The sequence below is a fragment of the Halorubrum ejinorense genome (assembly GCF_055389685.1).
Genome location: NZ_AP043776.1, coordinates 72,585 through 92,801, shown reverse-complemented (window position 1 = coordinate 92,801; position 20,217 = coordinate 72,585). Strand labels below are relative to the sequence as shown.

The 20,217-nt window shown below is 63.6% G+C and carries 16 protein-coding genes and 2 pseudogenes; 11 read left to right on the top strand and 7 right to left on the bottom strand.

The window, feature by feature from the left end; all coding sequences use genetic code 11:
* The first annotated feature begins 266 nt into the window (after positions 1-266).
* From ACZ5KW_RS00405 to ACZ5KW_RS00375, 7 genes are all read left to right on the top strand, one after another.
* Positions 267-1,223, top strand: coding sequence for an ABC transporter permease (locus ACZ5KW_RS00405; RefSeq protein ID WP_343778890.1), 957 nt, complete (start codon positions 267-269; stop codon positions 1,221-1,223).
* Positions 1,220-2,203 carry an ABC transporter permease gene (locus ACZ5KW_RS00400; protein ID WP_343778891.1) on the top strand — a complete coding sequence of 328 codons (984 nt, stop codon included), beginning with the start codon at positions 1,220-1,222 and terminating at the stop codon, positions 2,201-2,203. The genes ACZ5KW_RS00405 and ACZ5KW_RS00400 overlap by 4 nt, the downstream gene beginning before the upstream one ends.
* Positions 2,200-3,282, top strand: a complete 1,083-nt coding sequence (locus tag ACZ5KW_RS00395) for an ABC transporter ATP-binding protein (protein WP_343778892.1) — start codon at positions 2,200-2,202, stop codon at positions 3,280-3,282. The genes ACZ5KW_RS00400 and ACZ5KW_RS00395 overlap by 4 nt, the downstream gene beginning before the upstream one ends.
* Positions 3,279-4,625: an ABC transporter ATP-binding protein gene (locus ACZ5KW_RS00390; RefSeq protein WP_343778893.1), complete on the top strand. Its 1,347-nt coding sequence runs from the start codon at positions 3,279-3,281 to the stop codon at positions 4,623-4,625. The genes ACZ5KW_RS00395 and ACZ5KW_RS00390 overlap by 4 nt, the downstream gene beginning before the upstream one ends.
* Before the next feature lie 240 nt (positions 4,626-4,865).
* Entirely contained in the window at positions 4,866-5,153 is a 288-nt protein-coding gene (locus ACZ5KW_RS00385; RefSeq protein ID WP_343778894.1) for a hypothetical protein, read from the top strand.
* A gap of 260 nt (positions 5,154-5,413) precedes the next feature.
* On the top strand, positions 5,414-6,064 hold the full coding sequence (locus ACZ5KW_RS00380) for an amidohydrolase family protein (protein WP_343778895.1): 651 nt from the start codon (positions 5,414-5,416) through the stop codon (positions 6,062-6,064).
* A 229-nt stretch (positions 6,065-6,293) separates the two neighbouring features.
* The gene (locus ACZ5KW_RS00375; RefSeq protein WP_343778897.1) at positions 6,294-7,253 is read left to right on the top strand and encodes an acetamidase/formamidase family protein; all 960 of its coding nucleotides are present in this window, start codon (positions 6,294-6,296) and stop codon (positions 7,251-7,253) included.
* Positions 7,254-7,445: 192 nt separating this feature from the next.
* Here the strand turns inward: ACZ5KW_RS00375 and ACZ5KW_RS00370 are convergent, their stop codons facing one another.
* The gene (locus ACZ5KW_RS00370; protein ID WP_343778899.1) at positions 7,446-7,871 is read right to left on the bottom strand and encodes an SDR family oxidoreductase; all 426 of its coding nucleotides are present in this window, start codon (positions 7,869-7,871) and stop codon (positions 7,446-7,448) included.
* Between the two features lie 193 nt (positions 7,872-8,064).
* Between ACZ5KW_RS00370 and ACZ5KW_RS00365 the strand changes: the two genes are divergently transcribed.
* A complete protein-coding gene (locus ACZ5KW_RS00365) occupies positions 8,065-8,412 on the top strand; it encodes a cupin domain-containing protein (protein WP_343778900.1) in 348 nt (115 codons plus the stop codon).
* 117 nt (positions 8,413-8,529) lie between these two features.
* On the opposite strand, the gene ACZ5KW_RS00360 is transcribed toward ACZ5KW_RS00365, so the two are convergent.
* Positions 8,530-10,095 carry a tryptophan 7-halogenase gene (locus ACZ5KW_RS00360; protein ID WP_343778901.1) on the bottom strand — a complete coding sequence of 522 codons (1,566 nt, stop codon included), beginning with the start codon at positions 10,093-10,095 and terminating at the stop codon, positions 8,530-8,532.
* 431 nt (positions 10,096-10,526) lie between these two features.
* Between ACZ5KW_RS00360 and ACZ5KW_RS00355 the strand changes: the two are divergent.
* A pseudogene (locus ACZ5KW_RS00355) lies at positions 10,527-11,510 on the top strand (aldo/keto reductase).
* Between the two features lie 93 nt (positions 11,511-11,603).
* Here the strand turns inward: ACZ5KW_RS00355 and ACZ5KW_RS00350 are convergent.
* The 4 genes from ACZ5KW_RS00350 to ACZ5KW_RS00335 form a co-directional block, all read right to left on the bottom strand.
* Complete coding sequence (locus ACZ5KW_RS00350; RefSeq protein WP_343778902.1) at positions 11,604-13,142, bottom strand: carboxypeptidase M32; 1,539 nt, start codon at positions 13,140-13,142, stop codon at positions 11,604-11,606.
* A 197-nt stretch (positions 13,143-13,339) separates the two neighbouring features.
* Positions 13,340-13,723, bottom strand: a complete 384-nt coding sequence (locus ACZ5KW_RS00345) for a RidA family protein (RefSeq protein WP_343778904.1) — start codon at positions 13,721-13,723, stop codon at positions 13,340-13,342.
* Positions 13,724-13,909: 186 nt separating this feature from the next.
* Complete coding sequence (locus ACZ5KW_RS00340; RefSeq protein WP_343778906.1) at positions 13,910-14,923, bottom strand: D-2-hydroxyacid dehydrogenase; 1,014 nt, start codon at positions 14,921-14,923, stop codon at positions 13,910-13,912.
* A 182-nt stretch (positions 14,924-15,105) separates the two neighbouring features.
* The gene (locus ACZ5KW_RS00335) at positions 15,106-15,903 is read right to left on the bottom strand and encodes a cyclase family protein (RefSeq protein ID WP_343778907.1); all 798 of its coding nucleotides are present in this window, start codon (positions 15,901-15,903) and stop codon (positions 15,106-15,108) included.
* Between the two features lie 147 nt (positions 15,904-16,050).
* On the opposite strand from ACZ5KW_RS00335, the gene ACZ5KW_RS00330 reads away from it, so the two are divergent.
* Positions 16,051-18,030 carry a S9 family peptidase gene (locus tag ACZ5KW_RS00330; RefSeq protein ID WP_343778909.1) on the top strand — a complete coding sequence of 660 codons (1,980 nt, stop codon included), beginning with the start codon at positions 16,051-16,053 and terminating at the stop codon, positions 18,028-18,030.
* A 111-nt stretch (positions 18,031-18,141) separates the two neighbouring features.
* Here the strand turns inward: ACZ5KW_RS00330 and ACZ5KW_RS00325 are convergent.
* Positions 18,142-18,874: pseudogene (locus ACZ5KW_RS00325) on the bottom strand (DUF7260 family protein).
* 108 nt (positions 18,875-18,982) lie between these two features.
* On the opposite strand from ACZ5KW_RS00325, the gene ACZ5KW_RS00320 reads away from it, so the two are divergent.
* Positions 18,983-20,212 (top strand): metal-dependent hydrolase family protein, encoded by a 1,230-nt coding sequence (locus ACZ5KW_RS00320; protein WP_343778912.1) that lies wholly within the window; start codon positions 18,983-18,985, stop codon positions 20,210-20,212.
* Positions 20,213-20,217: the final 5 nt, after the last annotated feature.

Below are 20,217 nucleotides of genomic sequence, written 5' to 3'. Positions count from 1 at the left end.
ATACGATACAGCACAAGCTTCGAAAATTAATGGTATGGATAAATATTCGCGTTAGTGTGATAAGTGGATTTGGTGTTACAGGCAGTATGGGGCTCGCAGAGTATAGCTAATTTCTAGAGGGCATAGGGACTAATCAGGTCAAAGTAGATAATATTTGAGAGTTGGGAAATGTAATACCTCTTATGTAAACCGGTATTTTGAAGTACTCTAAATTCATTGTGATACCCAATCACACATATGAAAAGTAGAGAGTGTGCCCTTCAGAGATGAAGCGATACATAATCAAACGAGTTGTACACGCGGTTTTTGTGGTTTGGCTGGTAGCTACAGCCGTTTTCTTCGCGGTTCGGTTGGTCCCTGGGGGGCCGGCACGGGCAGTGTTCGGCCTTCAGAGCCGTCCGGAAGTGGTAGCGAGGTTCAAAGAGCAGTACGGTTTAAACGACCCGCTGTACGAGCAGTATTTCAATTGGATGTCGAACCTGATCGTGGGTGACCTCGGACCGAGCATGACCCAGAGTGCACAAGTGAGCGACTTGATCATGCAGACCGCACCTAGGACACTCTCAATTGCGATAGTGGGGCTCGTAGTGGGTATTTCCATCTCGATCCCGGCCGGGATTCTCAGCGCGACGCGCCGACGGACTATGGTCGATTACGTCGCCACAGTGGCCTCATTCGCAGGGATATCGCTGCCGGCCTTTTTTATTGGCATCCTGCTCGTCCTGGTGTTCGGTGTCTGGACAAATCTCCTACCAACATTCGGATATGTTCCGATATCTGAGGGGTTGTACCCTTGGTTTAGGGGTATCATTCTCCCCGGAATCGCTGTCGGAGGGCCGTACGCTGCGATAGTGATGCGGATGATGCGCGGGTCGTTGATCGACGAAATCAGAGAACCGTACATGCGCACTGCACGTGCCAAAGGACTGTCCAGTCGCATCCGGTTCTACAAGCATGCTCTACAAAACGCGATGATGCCAGTCGTTACGATCGCAGGGATTCAGGTAGCACTAATAGTGACCGGCAGTGTGACCGTTGAACTCGTATTCGGGATTAAGGGCCTGGGACGACTGCTCGTCAATTCAATGTTACAGGCGGACTACGCGACCGTTCAGGGGACAATCATCCTCGTTGCAATTACAATGGTAACAATCAATCTGATCGTCGATCTGACCTACGCGTACCTCGATCCACAGATCGGCTACGAGAGTGATGTTGCATGAGCGATGAAAACAGAACCGACGGGGGCCTCGGTGACGTTTACGGCGCTGGCGAGGTTCCACAAGAATATGAAACGGAAGAGAACGTCCCCGACCACGACTCGACGTTGGATCAGATCCTTCAGGGGATGGTTAATGATAAGCTCGCAACGGTAGGAACGATTACGGTTGGCCTTTTTATTTTCGTCGCAGTCTTGGCGCCGTACATCGCCCCACACGACCCGGGCACCACGTTCGATTTCTTAGTTGGACCGGGCGGCTCGTCCGAAGTAGTTGTTAACGGCGAGACCAAGCAAGTGTGGCATCCGCTTGGGACGGACGGGTTCGGCAAGGACCTGCTCAGCCGGATTATATACGGAGCGCGCATTTCCCTACTGGTGGCCGGTGCGACGGCTATATTTGCGTTTACGATCGGTACGACGCTCGGCGTGGTGGCTGGATACTACCGGGGCGTCGTGGACGATGTGCTGATGCGGTTTATCGACTTCCTCTGGGCGTTTCCGGCACTGATCCTCGCCATCGGAGTCTTGGCGTTCTTTGACGGGCTTGGAACGCTCAACGTAATTGTAGCTATCGGAATCGCGTACATTGATGACTTCACCCGCATCGCTCGTAGCGAGATTCTCAGCATCCGAGAAGAGGAGTACATAACAGCCTCAAGATCCGTTGGAATGAGTGATCTGCGGATTATGTTCAGCGAGATCCTGCCAAACGCGGTAGGTCCACTGCTCGTCCAGCTGACGCTAATGATACCACTAACGATCCTCGCAGAGGCCGGATTAACATTCTTGGGGATCGGCGTTTCGCCAACAACGCCGAGCTGGGGCCGCTCGCTTAACGAGGGGCAAGGGTACATTACGACCGCTTGGTGGATCAGTCTGTTCCCCGGATTGGCCATTATGATCACTGTGCTCGCATTCAATCTATTGGGCGATGGGCTCCGTGACAGCCTCAACGCTGGTGATGAGGTGAGCGAACGATGACGTTGCTTGAAGTTGAAAACCTACAAACCGAGTTTCAGACCGATCGAGGCACCGTCAGGGCAGTCAACGGCGTCGACCTATCGATAGATCGAGGCGAAATCGTGGGGCTCGTCGGCGAAAGTGGCAGCGGGAAGTCCGTCCTGGCTACCAGCATTTTACAGATGGTCGAAGGGAACGGTGAGATAGTGGAAGGAGATGTCCGGTTCGAAGGAACATCATTGCGTGACAAAACCGAGAAAGAGATGCAGAAAATCAGAGGCAACCGGATATCGATCGCCTTCCAAGACGCCGCTGGTGGGCTGAACCCGACCTTGACCGTCGGCGAACAGATCGCCGAGTCAATCCGCCTCCACCAAGACACCGGGGAGTCGACGCGGCTGTCGGCCGAAATCAAGCGCAAAATCCTCGGTGCTTCGAAGAACACAGAGTCCTGGCGGCGGGCCATCGAGATGCTAGAATCGGTTCAGATTCCGGCACCTGAAAGCAGGGCCGACGACTACCCCCACGAGTTCTCCGGGGGGATGCAACAGCGTGCCATGATCGCAATGGCGCTGTCCTGCGAGCCGGATATCTTGATCGCCGACGAGCCGACAACCGGGCTCGACGTAACGATACAGGCCCAGATATTGGAGGAACTCAAGTCGCTCCGCTCCGAGTTCGAGACTGCGATTCTGTTCATCACCCACGACTTAGGGGTAGTTTCCGAAACCTGTGACCGGGTTAACGTCATGTATGCCGGCGAGATCATCGAGAAAGCCCCCACGAGAGAACTGTTCGACAACCCGCAACACCCCTACACCCAGCAACTTCTCCGCAGCACACCGCGGCTTGACGACCCACAAGAAGAACTAACGGCTATCACCGGCAACGTCCCCGACCTAATCGACATTCCCTACGCATGTCACTTCGCTCCCCGGTGTGGGGAGTCAACAAAAGAGTGTTTTGAGATCGAGCCGAAAATGCGTGTGGTGGGCGAAAACGAGGATGCCAACCATATAGCTGCCTGTCACTACCGGGGAATCTCGGAGAGCGAGCGTCCAACGTCAACTCACGAGGCAGTGGTGGGTGAGGACCAATGAGTCGTTCTTTCACCACTTCCCGCGAGGGGGTTAGCGACCCGAGCCGAGAGACGATCCTAGAGATCCGGGGCCTGAAGAAGCACTTCGACTTGGGTGGAAGCTTCCTTGATAAGCTTCTCGGAGAGCGCGGGACAGTTCAGGCCGTCGATGGTGTCGACCTCAACATCTACGAAGGAGAGATCCTGGCCGTCGTCGGAGAGTCTGGTTGTGGTAAGAGTACGCTGGCCAAGACGATTCTGAATCTAGAGGAGCCGACATCGGGGTCAGTCAACTACCGGGGCGACGATATCACAGGGCTGGAAGAAAAAGAGATGCGTTCGTACCGGAAGGAGATGCAGATGATCTTCCAAGATCCTGGTGGGTCGCTCAACCCAAGAAAGACCATCGGAACCATCCTGACGACTCCGTTAAAGGTCCACGGAATCGGCGACAGCAAAGAGGAGCGCGAGGAGATTGCCAAGACCGCATTAGAGGACGCGGGGCTCGAAGCCTCCCACTTCAACCGGTATCCACGACAGTTCAGTGGCGGCCAACAGCAGCGGGTCGGTCTCGCGAGAGCGTTAGCCTTAGAACCGGACCTGCTGGTGGCCGACGAGCCGGTCTCGAAACTGGACGTTAGCGTCCAAGCACAGATACTCAACCGCCTCCTGGATCTTCAGTCAGAGTACAACCTCTCGATGATGTTCATCGCCCACGACCTCAGCGTCGTGCGCCACATTGCCGACCGGGTCGCAGTGATGTACCTCGGACAGGTGGTCGAGGTGGCGCCGGTTGAGGAGCTCTTCGAGAACCCACAGCACCCCTACACGCGGTCATTGCTCAGCGCGGTTCCTCGGGTTGACCCCAGAGCCGGGGACGACCGGATCACTTTGGAGGGGACCGTTCCAACTCCGATCGACCCGCCTTCAGGCTGCCGCTTTCATACCCGATGTCCGGCCGTGATCCCCCCGGAGTCGTGGACCCACGACCAGACGCTATTCAAGGCCGCCTTCACCTACCGGATCGCCCTCGGAAACGAGGAGGTTGAGGTCGGGTCGATCAGGGACCGGATCGAGGTCGGCGACAGGGAGGCCTCCGACGACGAGGTCGTCCAGTACATGCTGGAACACACCTACTCAGGGGAGTTGGATGCGACGCCGAGTGGAGTGCTCGGCACGCTCAAGTCGGCGACCGAACGGTACGTCGACGGCGAACGGGAGACAGCCACGGAAATGCTCCGTGAAGCGTTCTCGAGCCCCTGCGTTGACGAACACCCATCGATGGTCGAGGCCCTAGACGGCCACGTCGCCGCCTGTCACCGGGTGGACACGGAGGCACCGGGCGAACGTTACCCCGACGCCTGAGACTGGCCGACCGACCGCGGCTTGCCCCTCCCCCGAAATGGCTCCGACCGCCCCCGGCCAGTCTTCTTCGCAGTCGTCGTTTCCCGTTCACCGTCGTCATCGCTCCCCGACGTCTTCGATCCCCGGTAAGCCTCGATCCGGGCTCCCGGCTCTGAACTCCCCGAGAGCCGTCGTCGGTCATCCCCAGCGGAACAACAATTACGATCCGGTGGTGTCAGTACCGGAACGCCGCTCGAACACATGCGAACACGCATCACAGGCCGGTTGGTCGTTGGCTTCAACGCCGGCGGTCACGCATCGTTCGATGGGGAGGTCGTCTACGAGGACGGCAAGATCGACTACTATAGCATAGACTATGAGAGCCCGGTCGACCGCACCGCCGACGCGACAAACCACGTGGTGATCCTGGGTCTGGTCAACCTCCACTACATGGCCAACACCGACGTGGAGGTCTTGGGGGCCCGACGTGAACTCGCCGGTGTCTCCCAAATGCGAGGTGCTCTGGGAGAGCGAGGAAAGAAGTCCTAAACCAGCGACGAACCCGCGTCAGCGCTCGCCACGCGCTCGCGACGGCGCTGCGCTGTGGGTCGACCACCGTCGGCGCGATCACGACGGTGGCGACGAAACGCTTGGGACTGCCGGACTACGAACCGCCCGCGATCGCCGCCCCGATGGAGGAAGTGGGGCTCCGGGGGTGAGTCGCCCACGAGTACCACTCCCGCTCGCACCGCGACGTCGGGAAGATTACCGCCCACGTGGAACACAGGCGGGCAGAATTGGAGCGGGCGGTGGGCTTCGCCGAGACCGTCCGGGAGATCGGCTCCGACCGGGTCCGGCCCTACCTCTTCCCCTACACCCTCGACACTTGCTCGCCGGAGCTGTCTCAGCGGGCGAACGCCGAGGCCGACCGGCTGGGGATCCACCTCCGGATGGTGTTTGTCCGCCGTGGGATCGCGTTGGATCCGTTCTCCCGGTACCGCGTTGGGGTGAACATGGCCATCGGCACGGATACCTTCCCCCACGACCCGGTCTCAGTGCTCCGGTGGACGGCCTCTGCCGGCAAGACCGTCGAACAGCGTGCCGACATGGCGATCGGCCGGGAACTGTTCGACAATGCGACTCTGGGCGGCGCGCGAGCGTTTAACCGCTCGGACCTCGGCCATCTCGCCCCCGGCGCGAAGGCCGACGTCGTCTGTATCGACCTCTCGCAGCTCCACACCGCGCCGGTCTACGACCCGATCTGGGCGTTGATCCACTACGCGACGCCCACCGACATCGCCCAGGTCTTCATCGACAGCACCCACCTCGTCGAGGACGGATCGATCCGCGGGCTGGACGAACGGCGGGTTCTCGCGGAGGCCGGCGAGTCCATGAGAAACAGGGCCGGACGTTCGCCGACTGTAAGGGTGCCGACGGGCTCTCCGAGACCTTCCCCCTGAGCTACCCGGTCGACCCGAGTTCGAGCGAAAGGGGTAGTCGGCGTCGGGACGCCGGGATCTGATCCCCGGAATCTGCCGCCTTGGATCCGTGCGAATCCCCGGAGACCTTGTGGACCCCGCACCTTGGAGAACCCGGCGGCGACCCGTGGCTCCGGGTCCCCAGGACACCCTGGCGGCCTCCACGGGATGCCAAACTATAATTCGGCCTCGGTCGTTAGTAGGCCCGTTCATGACCACGCCGACAGTCGACCACACGGTTCCCGCGACCGACGAAAACCTCCACTCGAAGTGGGACGGCGGGATGGACCCGGTGCTAACGGTGAGTCCCGGTGAGACGGTTCAGTTCGAGTGTCGCGACGCCTGGGACGGCCTGATCGAAGCCGACATGGAACCGGCGGACGTCCCGAAAGCGCTGGAACAGCGCGAGGACGGGATGCCGATCACCGGTCCCGTCGCCGTCGAGGGGGCCGAGCCCGGCGACGCCCTCGTCATCGAAATCCTGAACGTCGAACACGACGACTGGGGCTGGACGGTGTTCCGGCCTCGGGAGGACGAGTTCGGCCTACTGTACGAGGAGTTCGAGGACTGGGGCCTACACTACTGGGAGCTCGACGACGGGGTGGGAAAATTCGTTGACGGGATCGAGGTACCCCTGGATCCGTTCCCGGGGACAATCGGTCTCGCGCCGCCCGAGGGCGAGATCCGGGGGATGGCGCCGCCCCACGACGCGGGCGGTAACATGGACACCAAGCACCTGACCGGCGGGACCACGCTGTACCTCCCCGTCGAGGCCCCCGGGGGACTGTTGAGCATCGGCGACGGCCACGCCGCCCAGGGCGACGGCGAGATCTGCGGCGGCGCGATCGAGACACCGATCACGGTCGACGTCCGCATCGACATCGATCGGGGCCGAGGGATTGAGCAACCCCAGTACCACATGCCGGGCGGTCCCTCGCACCTGTCGGACTCGCCCACCTACTCGACCATGGGAATCGACAGCGACCTCATGGAGGCCGCCCGGAAGGCCACCAGCAGCATGGTCGCCCACCTCGACGAACGGAGGGGACTGTCCCGACACGACGCCTACATCCTCACCTCCGTCGCCGCCGACCTGAAGATCAACGAGATCGTCGACAGGCCCAATTGGGCGGTGTCCTCCCACTTCCCTGAGGACGTCTTCCCGGAGTGATAACGGACGACAGGAACTCCCGATCGAGGGTGTCAGGTTTAGCAAAGAGAACGGGAAACTCGGTAGACGGCAGCGAGTGGGAGGCGTCGAAAGACCTCGGCGGCCGAACAGCAATCGAGGGTGTGCCCAAACGGTTGACGCCCTCGGATCGAATAGGTCCTTCGCGCAGGGTCGGCCGTCCGCCTGGGCTCGCTAGAGGTTCACCCAGCCGGACCCGCCGTCGATCACGATCGACTGGCCGTTGACGTTGCCGGCCTGTTCCGAACAGAGGTAGGCGACGGTGTCGCCGAGTTCCATCGGGTCGCCGACCCGTCCGATAGGGATGCTCTCGCCGCGGGCCTTCATACCCACCTCGTAGGAGTCGGACTCACCGCGCTCGACCGGGCGATCGACCATCGCCTCGATGTCGGCCTTCTCGGTCAGGTCGCCCTGCTGGGTGACGGCCGAGCCGGCCGCTACCTCCTTGATCTCAGCTCTGACCTCGGCGAGTCGGCCCCCGTCACGACCGTTGATCACCACGCCGACGCCCTCACGGGCCAGGGCGGTGGCTGAGGCCTCCCCGAGACCGCTGCTCGGTGCCGTCACCAGTGCCGAACCGCCATCGATTCCGAGGTCCATACATCCCACAGCCACACCCCATTACAAGTGCGTTTTCACTCCGGCGGCCCCGGCGGCCGATCCACCGGTCGACCGCGCCGCCCGCGATCTGTGCTGCCGGCCGGTGGCCGACAGGACTCCCGATCGGAACGGTAGCCGTCGGCCGGAACTCACGATCCGAAGATTGATTTGCTCCGGACGTGAGGCCGTGTTCATGGAACTCGTTAGCTTCGACGATGCGGAGACGTACGAGCCGGAAGACGGCTGGCGGCGCGTCTCGATGGCCGGCAGCGACGCGTTCACCTTCGAGTGGTTCGAGAAGCCGCCGAGCCACTCCTCGCCGATACACGACCACGAGAACGAGCAGGTCTGTCTCTGTCTGGAGGGGGAACTCACCCTCTACACCGAAGAGGAGGCGGTAACCCTAGAGCAGTACGACTCGGTCTGGCTGGAGTCCTGGGAACCCCACCGCGTCGCCAACGAGGGCGACGAACTCGCCGTCGGGCTCGACGTGTTCGCACCCGGTCGCGGCTTCGACTTCTGGACCGACCGGGACAACTGACGCCCGCGTCTCCCGGTGACCGTCTCGGGCCGTCCTCCCGACTCCCGCCGGTGTCAGGGGGCCGATAGTGTCCCGGAGCTCCGCCGACCCTGCTGCTTCCCTCGGGGCCGGTGGGGCTCAGGTCAGGAACTTGTCGTCGTCGGTCCCATCGACGGGGTCCTCTCCCTCCGCCGTGGGCTCCCCGAGGTACTCCCCGGAGTAGACCTCCGGGTACGTGAGAAAATCCTCGACCACGCGGTCGATCCTGTTCCCGAGGTCCTCGATGCGCTCGCTGGTCTGGTCGCCGACCTCGACGTCGCCAGACTCGTGGAGGTCGATCGGCACCCCGAGGTCGTACATGGTGTAGTCGGTCTGGTACACGTTGAACACCGACCCGAAGGTGATCTTCCGGTCGGCCTTCGACCTGGACAGCAGGAACCCGGCGCCGCTCTGGTAGGTGTCCTCGTAGGCCGCCCAGTCGGCGTCGTCGCCGACGGTCCGCATGTGCGCCCAGAACGGCGTCTCGCCGCGGGAGTACCGGTAGAAGGCCGTCAGGAAGTCGTAGATCTCGGTCCAATACTCGTCGACGGTGCCGTCGACGATCCGGCGCAGCCCCTCGTGCATCGTCCAGCTGTTGTCCGCGAGCTGTTTGACCACATCGTAGGCGATGTGAGCGTGGGTCGACAGCGAGGTGGCCTGGAGCGGCTCGACGAACGCGAAGGCGTCGCCCGCGACCAGACAGTTCCCGACCCATGCGCGGTCGAACCGGCCCGAGGTGAACGAGTACGAGGTAACCTCGGCCGACTCCGGGATATCGTGGCGCTCCCTGAAATCCCGTTCGGCGGTCTCGCGGTCGGCGTACTCGGAGGCGTAAACGTAGCCCAGATCCCGGGCCTCGGTCGTGTCTATCTGCCAGGTCCACCCGCTGTCCAGCGTCCTGATGACCGTCGCCGGGACAATATCCTCCAGGTCGATCGGCACCTGGGTGACCACCGCGGCGTCCAGCGGGAAGTCGTACTCCGAGAACTCGACAGGGAGCTCGGAGGCCAGCACCCGCCCGAACCCGGTTGCGTCGACGTACAGGTCTGCCTCGTATGTCCCCTTCTCACCCTCGATGTCCGTGATCCACTCTCCGTCGGTCCCGACCGATCGGATCCGGTCCTCGACAACCTCGACCCCGCGCTCTTCCAGCAGCTCCCGGAGGTAGCTGTCGAAGTCGTAGACGTTCAGGTGGTAGGCGACGTACGGGTAGGGCCGGTCGAAGTCGACCCCGCCGTGTTCCTCGACGAACGGGGTTTTTTGATCCGTCGTGGAGACCTGATTGATCGTCTCGAAGCTGTCGTTACGGTAGCGGTAGTGGACGTCCTCGAGGGGCCGGTCGGCCATGTCGAAAACGTCCTTCAGGTCGAAGGGGGTAAACAGCTCCTCGCCGGTCCAGTCCTCGAAGTACACGCTGTGTTTCCAGACCGGGGTGACCTCCCTGAAGAAGTTCTCGCGGTCGATCCCTAGGTGATCGTGGAGGATCGATGTGATGCTGGAGAACGTCGACTTCCCCACCTCCTTGGGCGGTTCCGCGGGGTCGTCGATCACACGAACGTTCAGCGACGGTTCCTCAGCCTGGAATATCAGCGCGGCGAGCTTCCCGGCGTCCCCGCCGCCGACCACGGTGACGTCCTCAACACTCGTTGGCCCGTGTTCTGTCATCAGTATACCTAGGAATTGGCGGTGATCTTGTTAAACCCTCGCCGTGAATCCGGGGAGCGATGGCAACAGTAATATCGCTCGGGGCTGTGGCCCCGAGTCAACGTTTGGGAGCGGGGAAGCCATCAGGAGTCCCCGAGCCGCTCGCGGACAGTCATTCCACTCCAGCGCGAGCGACCATCGCTCTTTCACCCCCCCCAAGGGATCGACTCCTGACAGACTGAAAAGGCGAATCGAGCTCTAGGAACCCGGGTGGTGTTGCTCACGGCGGCGTAGCCGCCGTTCGCACGGCCCGAGGGACCGGAGCCCGCGAGGAATTTCGACGCGTTCCGCTCCCGGAATCTGACGGTTCTCAGGCTTCCCCTGCCAAACCTGACACCCTGGTTCGCTCCCGCTCGGGAGATTTTTGTGGTCTGCTCCTCCGGATCCCGGATATGGAACTCGACGCGGTCCGGCTCGGTTCGACGGGCCTCCAGGTGGGCGAACTGGCGTTTGGGACGGCACGGTTTGGGAACGAACGCGAAGACGAGACGCTCGAAATCGACCGGTCGACGGCCTACAAGCTGCTCGACCGGTACACGGCCGCGGGCGGGAAATTCCTCGACATGGCCGACGTCTACGGCGGCGACGACGACGAGACCTACGTCGGCGACTAGCTCGACGGCTGGGATCGCGAGGAGTTCGTCCTGGCCTCGAAGCTGTACTGGCCGACCGACCCCGACGACCCCAACGCCCGCGGGCTCAACCGCAATCACCTCCGACGACAGCTCGACCGGATCCTCGACCGCCTGAGAGCCGACTACATGGACCAGCTGTACGTCCACCGGTGGGACAAGGACACCCCGGTCCGGGAGTTCCTGCGCACGCTAGACGCCTTCGTCGAAGCCGGTCACGCACACTACCTCTGGGCCTCAAACCGCCCCACAAACGCCTGGCAGGTCGCCCACGCCAACGGGATAGCCCGTCGCGAGGACTACGATCCCTTTTCGGTCACATAGATCGGTTTCAATTTCGTCGACCGACAGGTCGAACCGGAGGTCCTCCCGATGGTCAAGGAACTCGGGCTGGGCCTGATGCCGTTCTCGCCGCTGGCGGCCGGGTTCCTCGCTGGCAAGTACGAGCGTGGGGAGTCACCGCCGGCCGGATCGCGAGGGGCACACGAGGAACGGTTCCAGGACCGGTACCTCACTGCGGGGAACTCCGACACCCTGGAGACCGTCGAGGCCGTCACCGAGGACCTCGACTCCCCGCCGGTGGCGGTCTCGCTGGCCTGGCTACTCGCCCACCCGGCGGTGACCAGCCCGGTCGTAGGGCCACGGACCATCGCGCAACTGGAGGAAAACCTTGCCGCGGCCACGCTGAACCTCGACGTGGACACCTTCCATCGGCTGGACGGGGCGATGCCGGCGCCGTACTGAGCACGGTCCGCAAACCCCGGGACACCCGGAATGGAAGTCGCTGGGCCCCATTTTCCGGCCGTCGGTCGTCCGGATCGGGGACATCCGGCTGCCTTAGAGGTCGTACAGTTCGCCGTACTTTTCGCGGGCGTAGTCGACAAAGTACTCGGCGGTCAGCGGTTCGCCGGTGGCGCGCTCGATCAGCTCGTCTGTCCGGTAGCGTTGGCCGTGGCGGCGGATCCGCTCGGTCATCCAGTCGTGGATAGGTTCGAACTCCCCGGTCCGGATCAGGTCGTCGACGGCCAGGTCCTCGCGCATCTTGGCGTCAAGCTGGGCGGCCAAGACGCTCCCGATGGTGTAGGTGATGAAAGCGGGGATCTGTCCGGCCCAGTGGGGGTCCTGGAGCGGTCCCTGGGCGTCGTTCTCCGGTCGGATCCCGAGGTACTCGTCGGTCTTGTCGGCCCACATTTCTGGCACATCCTCGACACCGATTTCGCCCGCCACGAGGGCGCGTTCGACCTCGGTCCGGAGGATGATGTGCATATGATAGGTAAGCTCGTCCGCCTCGACCCGGATGTAGTTGTCGTCGTACACCTGGTTGACCGCCTCGTAAGCCTCCTGGGGGGAGACGTCGGCCAGTTGTGGGAAGTGCTCCCGGAGAGTGGGCATGAACAGCTCCCAGAAGGGCTCGCTCCTGCCGACGTGGTTCTCGAAGAACCGCGACTGGGACTCGTGGACGCCTAGCCCCCGCGGTTCGCCGATGGGGTCACCGTAGTGATCCTGCGGGAGGCCGTGGGTGTAGGCGGTGTGACCAAACTCGTGGAGCACGCCCTGGAGCGCGACCATCGGCGTCGCCTCGCTGAACCGGGTGGAGATCCGCACGTCGTACTGGGTGCCATACGAGAACGGGTGGGGCGCCTCGTCCAAGCGTGCCCGGTCCCAGTCGACGCCCAGGAGATCCAGCGTGTCCTCACACAGAGAGTGTTGGGCGTCGACGTCGTAGGGATCGTTCGCGGTGAAGGCATCCGTCGCCAGGTCGGCGTCGCTGTCGTGGATCTCGGCGATCAGCGGCACCAGTTCCTCTCGGAGCGTGTCGAAGATCTGGTCGACGGTCTCCAAGTCGACGTAGCGCTGGGCGTGATACCCCGAGCGCTTCGTCCAGAGCGTCTCGAAGGGGTCGTTGTCGGGGTCGACGTGGTCGGCCCACTCGGCCCAGGCATCGACGACCCGCTCCATCGTCGGGGCAAACGCCGACCAGTCCTTGGCCTCCTTGGCCCGCTTCCAGTCCTCATGGGCGCCCGAGGTCACCTCGGAGATACGGTCTTGGACCTCGCTGGGGACGCTGGTCTCGACGTCGTACTCCCGGCGGACCTCCCGGACGATCGCCACCTGGTCGCGGGTCAACTCGGCGTCTTCGAGGATCTTAAGCGCCCGCCCGAGGTCCTCGTCGGTCCGGTAGCGGTGCTGGGCCGCCGCGATTGACGAGCGCTGGCTCGCCCGGGCGGGCCCGCCGCCTTCGGGCATCATCACGTCCGAGTCCCACCGGAGCATAAAGTCCGCCTTCTCTAGGTCGAGGATCCGCTTGCTCTTTTCGAGGACCGTCTCGAAGGCCGCCTCCGTAGAGAGGTCATCCTCTTGACTGTTAGTCGCCATAGCCTCTCTTCCGGTCGGGCCGTTATAAATCCCGGTGGGATCCGGGGCTCAGGCCGATGGCTCCGGAGCGGCCGACCCCGCGACGACCCCACTGGCGGTACGTCGACGATCGGCGAATGTGCTTGGCTTACAGGGGCCTCGCAGCGAAACCGGAAAGAGTGAACTGCGGACGGAGTGGATCGTCGATCGGCGAGGCTCTACTCGATCGCGGCGATCACGTCAATCTCGACGTCGATGTCGGGACTTGCCATCTCAGCCTTGACCGCCGTCCGGGCGGGGTAGGGTTCGCTCATGAACTCCTCGTAAACCTCGTTCATCTCTCCGAAGGCGTCCATGTCGGTCATGAAGACGCCGGTTCGGACGACGTTGTACATCGAGGTGTCGGCTTCCTCCAAGATCGCCTCGACGTTCTCAAGGACTTGGCGGGTCTGAGGACCGACACCACCCTCCACGAGTTCGTTCGTCTCGGGGTCGATCGGGACGTTGCCAGAGACGTAGAGGGTGTCCCCGTGTCGGATCGCCTGGGAGAGGGGTGCGCTGCTTTCGAATGCTTCTCTGGTGCGGATCTGCTCAATCGGCATGCGACCAAATCGACGGTATCAGGGGTAATGAAACCCCGGTGCCGACCGCGGGCTCGGGGGACAGTGGAACGCCATATGGACCCCGGGGGCGAGAGACGGACGACCCTGAGACCACCCGTCACCTCGGGGCGGTCCGGGACCGAGGAGGAACAGATCGACCGGTGACCGTTGGGAGTCGACCGGGGGTCACTCCTCGTGGGTATTCATGCGGACGTCGGGGGCCAGGTCCACGGGATCGTTGACCTGGTTGCGAAAGCTCTCGACCTCTCCAGTCTCGAGTCGGTCGACGTTCGTCGCGAGGATGTCAGCCAGTCGATCCCAGTGTTTCGGCGTATGCCCGCCCATGTGGGGGGTGATGGTGACGTTGCTCATCCGCCAGAGAGGATGGTCCGGCGGGAGCGGTTCGGGGTCCGTGACGTCCATCGCGGCGCCGGCGATGTCCTCCTTCTGGATAGCCGTCAGCAGCGCGTCGGTGTCGACGATCCCGCCACGGCAGACGTTGACGAGATAGGCGCTGGGCGGGAGCGTATTCAACTCGGCTTTGCCGATCAACCCCCGGGTCGTGTCTGTCAGCGGGGTGGAGAGCACCAAGTAGTCGGTTCGCGAGAGCGCCTCGTGGAGGTCGCGCTCGTCGAATCCGAAGACCTCGTCGGTCGGACCACCCTTCTCGGGGGTGTAGCGCACACCGATGGTGTGGACGCCCATGCCCGACAGGCGGTCAACGAACTCGGTGCCGATAGCACCGAGCCCGATGACGGACACTGTCGAATCGGTGAACTCATCGGCTTTGTAGTGGCGCCACTCCCCGCCCCGCTTTCGCTCCCAGCCCTCGTGGATCCGCCGAGCGAAGGAGAGACAGTAGCCCAGTGCCTGCTCAGCGATCCCTGGGGCGTGGATACCCGCTGCGTTGGCGATGACGATCCCTCGGTCGGTCATCCGCCCGACCGGGAGGTGATTATAGCCAGAGGAAGCGACCACGAACATCCGGAGGTTCTCGGCGTGGTTGAGATGGGTCTCGCTCAGCGTGACGCCCGTGGCGACAGGGGCCTGTTCGATGAGGGTGCGTTCCTGATGGGGAGTCTTGGCGTGTACGACGTCGTGGTCTGGGAGTCGATCACGGATGCGGTCCGCATAGTCCGCCGTCGAGAGGCCCTCAGTGTTCTTCCGAAGCACGACCACGTCGGGGTTGTCGTCAGTCATGATTGATAGAGTTGTTCTGTTTCACTGATTTTACAGTGATTCTACATCCCTAATTAATACGATTTATTATAATAGCTTTGATTAGGTGGCACGTTTTTTAAAGAATCCGGGTATCAGCTGGACGACCCCCGTCACACCCGCCGGACGGGGGCGTTCGGTCGTGGTCGGCTGGGTGGAGGGTCTCAGTCGTCGAGGATCGCCACGGGCCTGATCGGCGACCCGGTCCCGTCGCGGATCTTCAGCGGGAACGCCGAGAATGTGAACCGCTGGCCGGTTACCTCCCAGAGGTTGGACATATTCTCGTAGATCACGATCTCCTCGCGGGAACACAGCGCGTGGATCGGGAAGTCGTAGTTCGGGTAGATGTTCGCGGGGTGGTCGACGCTGATTGAGTCGATCCCGATGGCCTTGGCGCCCTGGTCGACGAGAAATTCCCCGGCCGGCTGTTCCAAGCCCACGAACTTACTTGTGTAGCGGTGTTTCTTTTCCTTGTCGGTCGTAGAGTAGTTGTTCTTGCGGTTGCCGGTCTCCAGCAACACCGTATCGTCCTCACGTATTTCCAAGCCGGACTCCTCGAGCTGGCCGCGGATCGCCGCCACGGTGATCGGCTCGGGGTGGTCGACGCCAGAGAGGTCCAGACAAACTGCGTCCCCGTAGAACCACTCTAGGGGCATCTCGTCGATCGACAGCTCCGAGGTGGGGTCGAGGTGATCGATCGAATCCACGTGGGTTGGCCCGTGCTCGCTCATGATCAGCGTGCGGTTCATCGGCTGTTCCTCCTCATAGCCCTCGCGCTCGGCCCGGAGGTGCCGGGTGACGTACTCGGTCTCACTGTCTAAGCTCTTCTCCTCGAGTTCCTTTTTAACCTGGAACCCGCGTTCCTCATGAGTGAGCGTCGTGAAGATCCGGGTGTCGTCGGCCGACCCGGCGAGGGGCTGGTCCTCCTCGATGTAACCGGAGAGGTCTATCAGCTCTGACATCGTTTCCGTTTAGCCCCGTGCCGCACTTAGTTCTACGTCTCCGTCGATCCGCGGGGTCGGGTCACAAGGTCTGTTCTCACAGACTTCGACGGCCGGGTCGACCCCGACAGTCGAACGTATTTTACTCCCTCCGGTCGGGATCGGACCATGCGGATCACTGGAAGCGACTACCACGACCTCGCCTCGCCCGAACACCCCCGCCTGTCGCCGACCGGCGAGTCCGTCGCGTTCGTTCGCAAGCGCCCCGTCGACGACGAGTCATACGAGTCGACCGTCTTCGTGGGGCCGGCCGATGGGAGTGAGCCACCGACCCGGTTTACGATCGCCGGGGACCTGGACTCGGCCCCGGAGTGGAGCCCGAGCGGCGACCGTATCGCCTTCGTCAGCGACCGGAACGACAAGGTCCCCCAGCTCTGGGTCCTGCCGGTCGACGGTGGCGAGGCCCGGAAAGTCACCGAGGTTGTCGGCGGAGTGACCAATCCGACTTGGTCGCCCAACGGCGACCGGATCGCGTTCGTCCAGCGGGTCACCGCCGAGGAGCGCGAAGCGGGACACGACCGCGAGCGAAGGGTCGACTACGAGCGCGAGCAACCAGACCCGCGGGTAATAAACCGGCTGGTCTACCGCGCCCACGGCGAGTACTTCGACGGCGTGCGGAGCCACGTCTACACCGTCGACCTGGCTGAGGACGCTGTCAAGCGGGTCACTGAGGGTGAGTACGACTTCGAACACCCCGAGTGGGGCGACCCCGAGACCCTGTACTACTCGGTCCGGCGCACCGGCGTCCCGGACGACACCCTAGTGCACGACATCGTGGCTCACGACCTGCCCGCCCACGCGGAGACCACCGTCGTCCAGACGACGGGGTGGCTCCCGGCGTTTTCCGCGACGACCGACGGGCGGGTCGCCTACCGGTACAGCCGGAACGAGGAGCCCGGGTCGGCGATGTACTCGACGCAAATCAAGGTCCACGACCAGGAGACTGGGGAGACCGTCACGCCCACGGCCGGGTTCGAGCGACGGGTCTACCGCGGGGCGAAACCGCAGTGGGGACCCGAGGGTGACCTCTACTTCCTAGCCCCTGACGAGGGGGCCGTGAAACTCGCCCGGGTCGCCCCAGAGGAGGCGGCCACAGTCGAGATTGTGCTGGGCGGGGACGACCGCCACGTCGACGCCCTCGACGTGACCGACCGGGGCGCCGCGTTCGTCCAAAGCGAGTGGAATCACCCCGGCGACGTGTTCGTGACCGACTTCTCCGGCGCGCCGACCCGCGTCAGCCGGCTCAACGAGGCCTACCTCGACGACCACAAGATCGCCCGGCCCGAACCGGTGAGCTTCCGGGCCGAGGACGGCCCCGAGATCGAAGGGTGGGTGCTGACGCCACCCGACTTTGACCCCGGGGAAACGTATCCGATGGTCGTCGAGATCCACGGCGGCCCGACGATCATGTGGACCACCAGCGGGACGATGTGGCACGAGTTCCAGACGCTGGCGGCTGCCGGCTACGTCGTCTTCTGGTGTAACCCGCGCGGGTCGACGGGGTACGGCGAGGAGTTCGCCACCGCGATCGGTGAGGACTGGGGCGCCCTGGACTTCGTCGACGTCATGGCCGGCGTCAACGAGGTCGCCGCGCGGGACTACGTCGATGAGGACCGCCTGTTCGTCACCGGGGGGTCCTACGGCGGGTTCATGACTGCCTGGACGGTCGGCCACACTGACCGGTTCCGGGCCGCGGTCGCCCAGCGGGGCGTCTACGACCAAGTCGCCCAGTTCGGCGCCACCGACTGCTATCATTCGAACGAGTGGCAACTCGGCATGCCGTGGGAGGACCCCGAGGGCTACTGGGAAGCCTCGCCGATCGCCTACGCCGACGATGTCAACACCCCGACGCTGATCATGCACAGCGAGAACGACTTCCGGGTCCCGGTCCACAATGCGGACGTCTTCTACCGCTTCTTGAAGAAAACCGGCGTCGAGACCGAGTTCGTCCGCTACCCGCGGGAGACCCACGAGCTCTCTCGGGCGGGAGAGCCGGGCCACGTCGTCGACCGCTTCGAGCGGATCCTCGCGTGGTTCGGCGACCACGGCGGGGTCCCGACGGGCGAGGACAGGGATCCGGATGGGTAGGGGGCCGACGACGACCATAGAAATCGCCGAGCCAGCGGACCGGCGACCCACCTGCGACGGGCCGTGATCCCCGGTCTCGTCGACACCGACGAGGTCTCGTTCGACAGCCACTTAAAAACGTTTGACGGCCGCCTCCGTCTCGGCGACGGCGGCCAGCACCGGGAACGACACGGCGCAGTCCCGGTAGAGGCAGGCGACGTACTCCAGATGGTCGTACTCGGAGCCCATCCACTCGTGGAGCAACTCCTGTCGGTCGACAGCGAGTCGGCGACACGCCCCCCACAGTTCGCCCAGCCGCTCGTAGTGGCCGAACGACCCGTCCGCGGGGGTGTCTGGGGGACGCCTCGTACTCGGCGAGTTTCTCGCAGATCGCCGCCAGTTCGGAGCGGTACGAGCGGAGGCCGCACTCCTCTCGGTCGCCCCTCCGGATCGTCTGCCGCCGATTCTCAAAAACGCCTCGGACGGCCCGCCGGAGCAGGGTCCGCAGGTTCGGCGTCGGGTCAGCGGAGCCGTAGATCGCCGCGGCGAGTTCCGGGGCCAGGTCCGCGGCCATCTGCGTCGTGGGCTCGGCCTCGTGCTCGTCGGCGGTTGGCGCCTGCCGCACCGTCTCCTCGAAGAGGGTCCGGGTCCCTACGTCGACGCCGAGGGACCGGGTGTCCGGAGCGGGACCCTCGTCGTGGCCCCCGCTAGCGGGCTGGATCGCGGCGGCCCCGGCTTCGGGAGTCTCGGAGAGCCGGCGAGCGAAAGCGGCCAAGGCCTCGATCTCCTCTGTCGTCACGTCGCGTTCGGCGGCGATCGCTTCGACGGCGTCCGCTAGCAACGGCTCTCCCCGGCATTCGGTCATACGTCGGGACCACCTACAACGAAGACGGAGCTGAATCTTGGGACTGTCTCACAACCTCTGCCCCTGCAGTGGGAATTTTTAATCCGCTGTTGGGCGTTGGGGCCGACGATGTCCGAGAAAACCGCCATCGTTTGCGGGACGCTGATCGACGGGCTCTCCGACGAGCCGAGGAGCGACGCCGTGGTCGTCTGCGAGGGCGACCGGATCGTTGAAGTCACGCCCCAGGAGGAGTTCGACGCCGACGGCGCGGAGGTCATCTACCACTCGGGCAAGACTGTACTGCCGGGGCTGATCGACGCCCACCTCCACCTCAAGGGGTGGCCCTCGATGGACCAGTCCGACTACCTGAGCTACGATGTCGCCGCGGGGGCCGCCCGTGCGACGGTCCACCTCGAACGACTGCTCGAGGCCGGGTTCACGACGGTCCGGGACGTGGACTCTCGGACCGGACTCGGCCTGCGAACCGCCGTCGAGGAGGGCGCGATCCGGGGCCCAGAGATCCACACCAGCCACCGCGCGATTTACCAGACCGGGGGCCACGGCGACGCCCACTTCCTCCCCTATGAGTGGGTCACGGAGTGGAACCCTTACGACCCTGCCCTCTGTGACGGGGCCGACGAGTGCCGGAAGGAGGCCCGCAAGCGGATCCGTGATGGCGTCGACCTGATCAAGATCGGCACCACTGGGGGCGTGCTTTCGGAGAAGGACCACCCCGGCCAGAGCCAGATGACCGACGACGAGATCACCGCTGTCACCCAGGAAGCCCACCGGGTCGGGATCCCGGTCGCCGCCCACGCCCAGGGTGCCGAGGGGATCAAAAACGCCCTCAGGAACGGGGTCGACACGATCGAACACGGCATCTACATCGACGACGAGGGGATCGAGATGCTGCTGGAGACCGACGGCGTCCTAGTCCCCACCCTGGCCATCGTCGACCGGATCTGCGAGCACGGGGCCGACCACGGAATCCCCGAGTTCGGCCTAGAGAAGGCCCGAGAGGCCAGAGAGGCCCACTTCGATGCCGTCCGGCGGGCCGACGACGCCGGCGTCACCATCGCCTTGGGGACGGACTTCGTCGGGCCCGACCTAGTCCCCCACGGCGAGAACGCCGACGAGGCGGTACTTTACGTCGAAGAGTGCGGCATGGACCCGATGGACGCGATCAAGGTGGCGACGAGCGAGGCCGCCAGGGCCCTCAAGAAGCAGGACGTCGGGGTGATCGAGCCCGGCCGGGCGGCGAACATAATCGTTCTGGAGGCGAACCCGCTGTCAGACATCCGCGCCCTCACCGACTCCGTCGGGACGGTTTACAAGCACGGCGAGCGAGTCGTCGGGTGATACGG

What these genes read in the sequence shown, in the direction of transcription:
- ACZ5KW_RS00385 (WP_343778894.1), top strand. Translation starts at nt 4,866, where the DNA reads ATGCGAACACGCATCACAGGCCGGTTGGTCGTTGGCTTCAACGCCGGC.
- ACZ5KW_RS00375 (WP_343778897.1), top strand. Translation starts at nt 6,294, where the DNA reads ATGACCACGCCGACAGTCGACCACACGGTTCCCGCGACCGACGAAAAC.
- ACZ5KW_RS00350 (WP_343778902.1), bottom strand. Translation starts at nt 13,142, where the DNA reads ATGGCGACTAACAGTCAAGAGGATGACCTCTCTACGGAGGCGGCCTTC.
- ACZ5KW_RS00320 (WP_343778912.1), top strand. Translation starts at nt 18,983, where the DNA reads ATGTCCGAGAAAACCGCCATCGTTTGCGGGACGCTGATCGACGGGCTC.
- ACZ5KW_RS00360 (WP_343778901.1), bottom strand. Translation starts at nt 10,095, where the DNA reads ATGACAGAACACGGGCCAACGAGTGTTGAGGACGTCACCGTGGTCGGC.
- ACZ5KW_RS00365 (WP_343778900.1), top strand. Translation starts at nt 8,065, where the DNA reads ATGGAACTCGTTAGCTTCGACGATGCGGAGACGTACGAGCCGGAAGAC.
- ACZ5KW_RS00395 (WP_343778892.1), top strand. Translation starts at nt 2,200, where the DNA reads ATGACGTTGCTTGAAGTTGAAAACCTACAAACCGAGTTTCAGACCGAT.
- ACZ5KW_RS00330 (WP_343778909.1), top strand. Translation starts at nt 16,051, where the DNA reads ATGCGGATCACTGGAAGCGACTACCACGACCTCGCCTCGCCCGAACAC.
- ACZ5KW_RS00340 (WP_343778906.1), bottom strand. Translation starts at nt 14,923, where the DNA reads ATGACTGACGACAACCCCGACGTGGTCGTGCTTCGGAAGAACACTGAG.
- ACZ5KW_RS00400 (WP_343778891.1), top strand. Translation starts at nt 1,220, where the DNA reads ATGAGCGATGAAAACAGAACCGACGGGGGCCTCGGTGACGTTTACGGC.
- ACZ5KW_RS00405 (WP_343778890.1), top strand. Translation starts at nt 267, where the DNA reads ATGAAGCGATACATAATCAAACGAGTTGTACACGCGGTTTTTGTGGTT.
- ACZ5KW_RS00345 (WP_343778904.1), bottom strand. Translation starts at nt 13,723, where the DNA reads ATGCCGATTGAGCAGATCCGCACCAGAGAAGCATTCGAAAGCAGCGCA.
- ACZ5KW_RS00370 (WP_343778899.1), bottom strand. Translation starts at nt 7,871, where the DNA reads ATGGACCTCGGAATCGATGGCGGTTCGGCACTGGTGACGGCACCGAGC.
- ACZ5KW_RS00335 (WP_343778907.1), bottom strand. Translation starts at nt 15,903, where the DNA reads ATGTCAGAGCTGATAGACCTCTCCGGTTACATCGAGGAGGACCAGCCC.
- ACZ5KW_RS00390 (WP_343778893.1), top strand. Translation starts at nt 3,279, where the DNA reads ATGAGTCGTTCTTTCACCACTTCCCGCGAGGGGGTTAGCGACCCGAGC.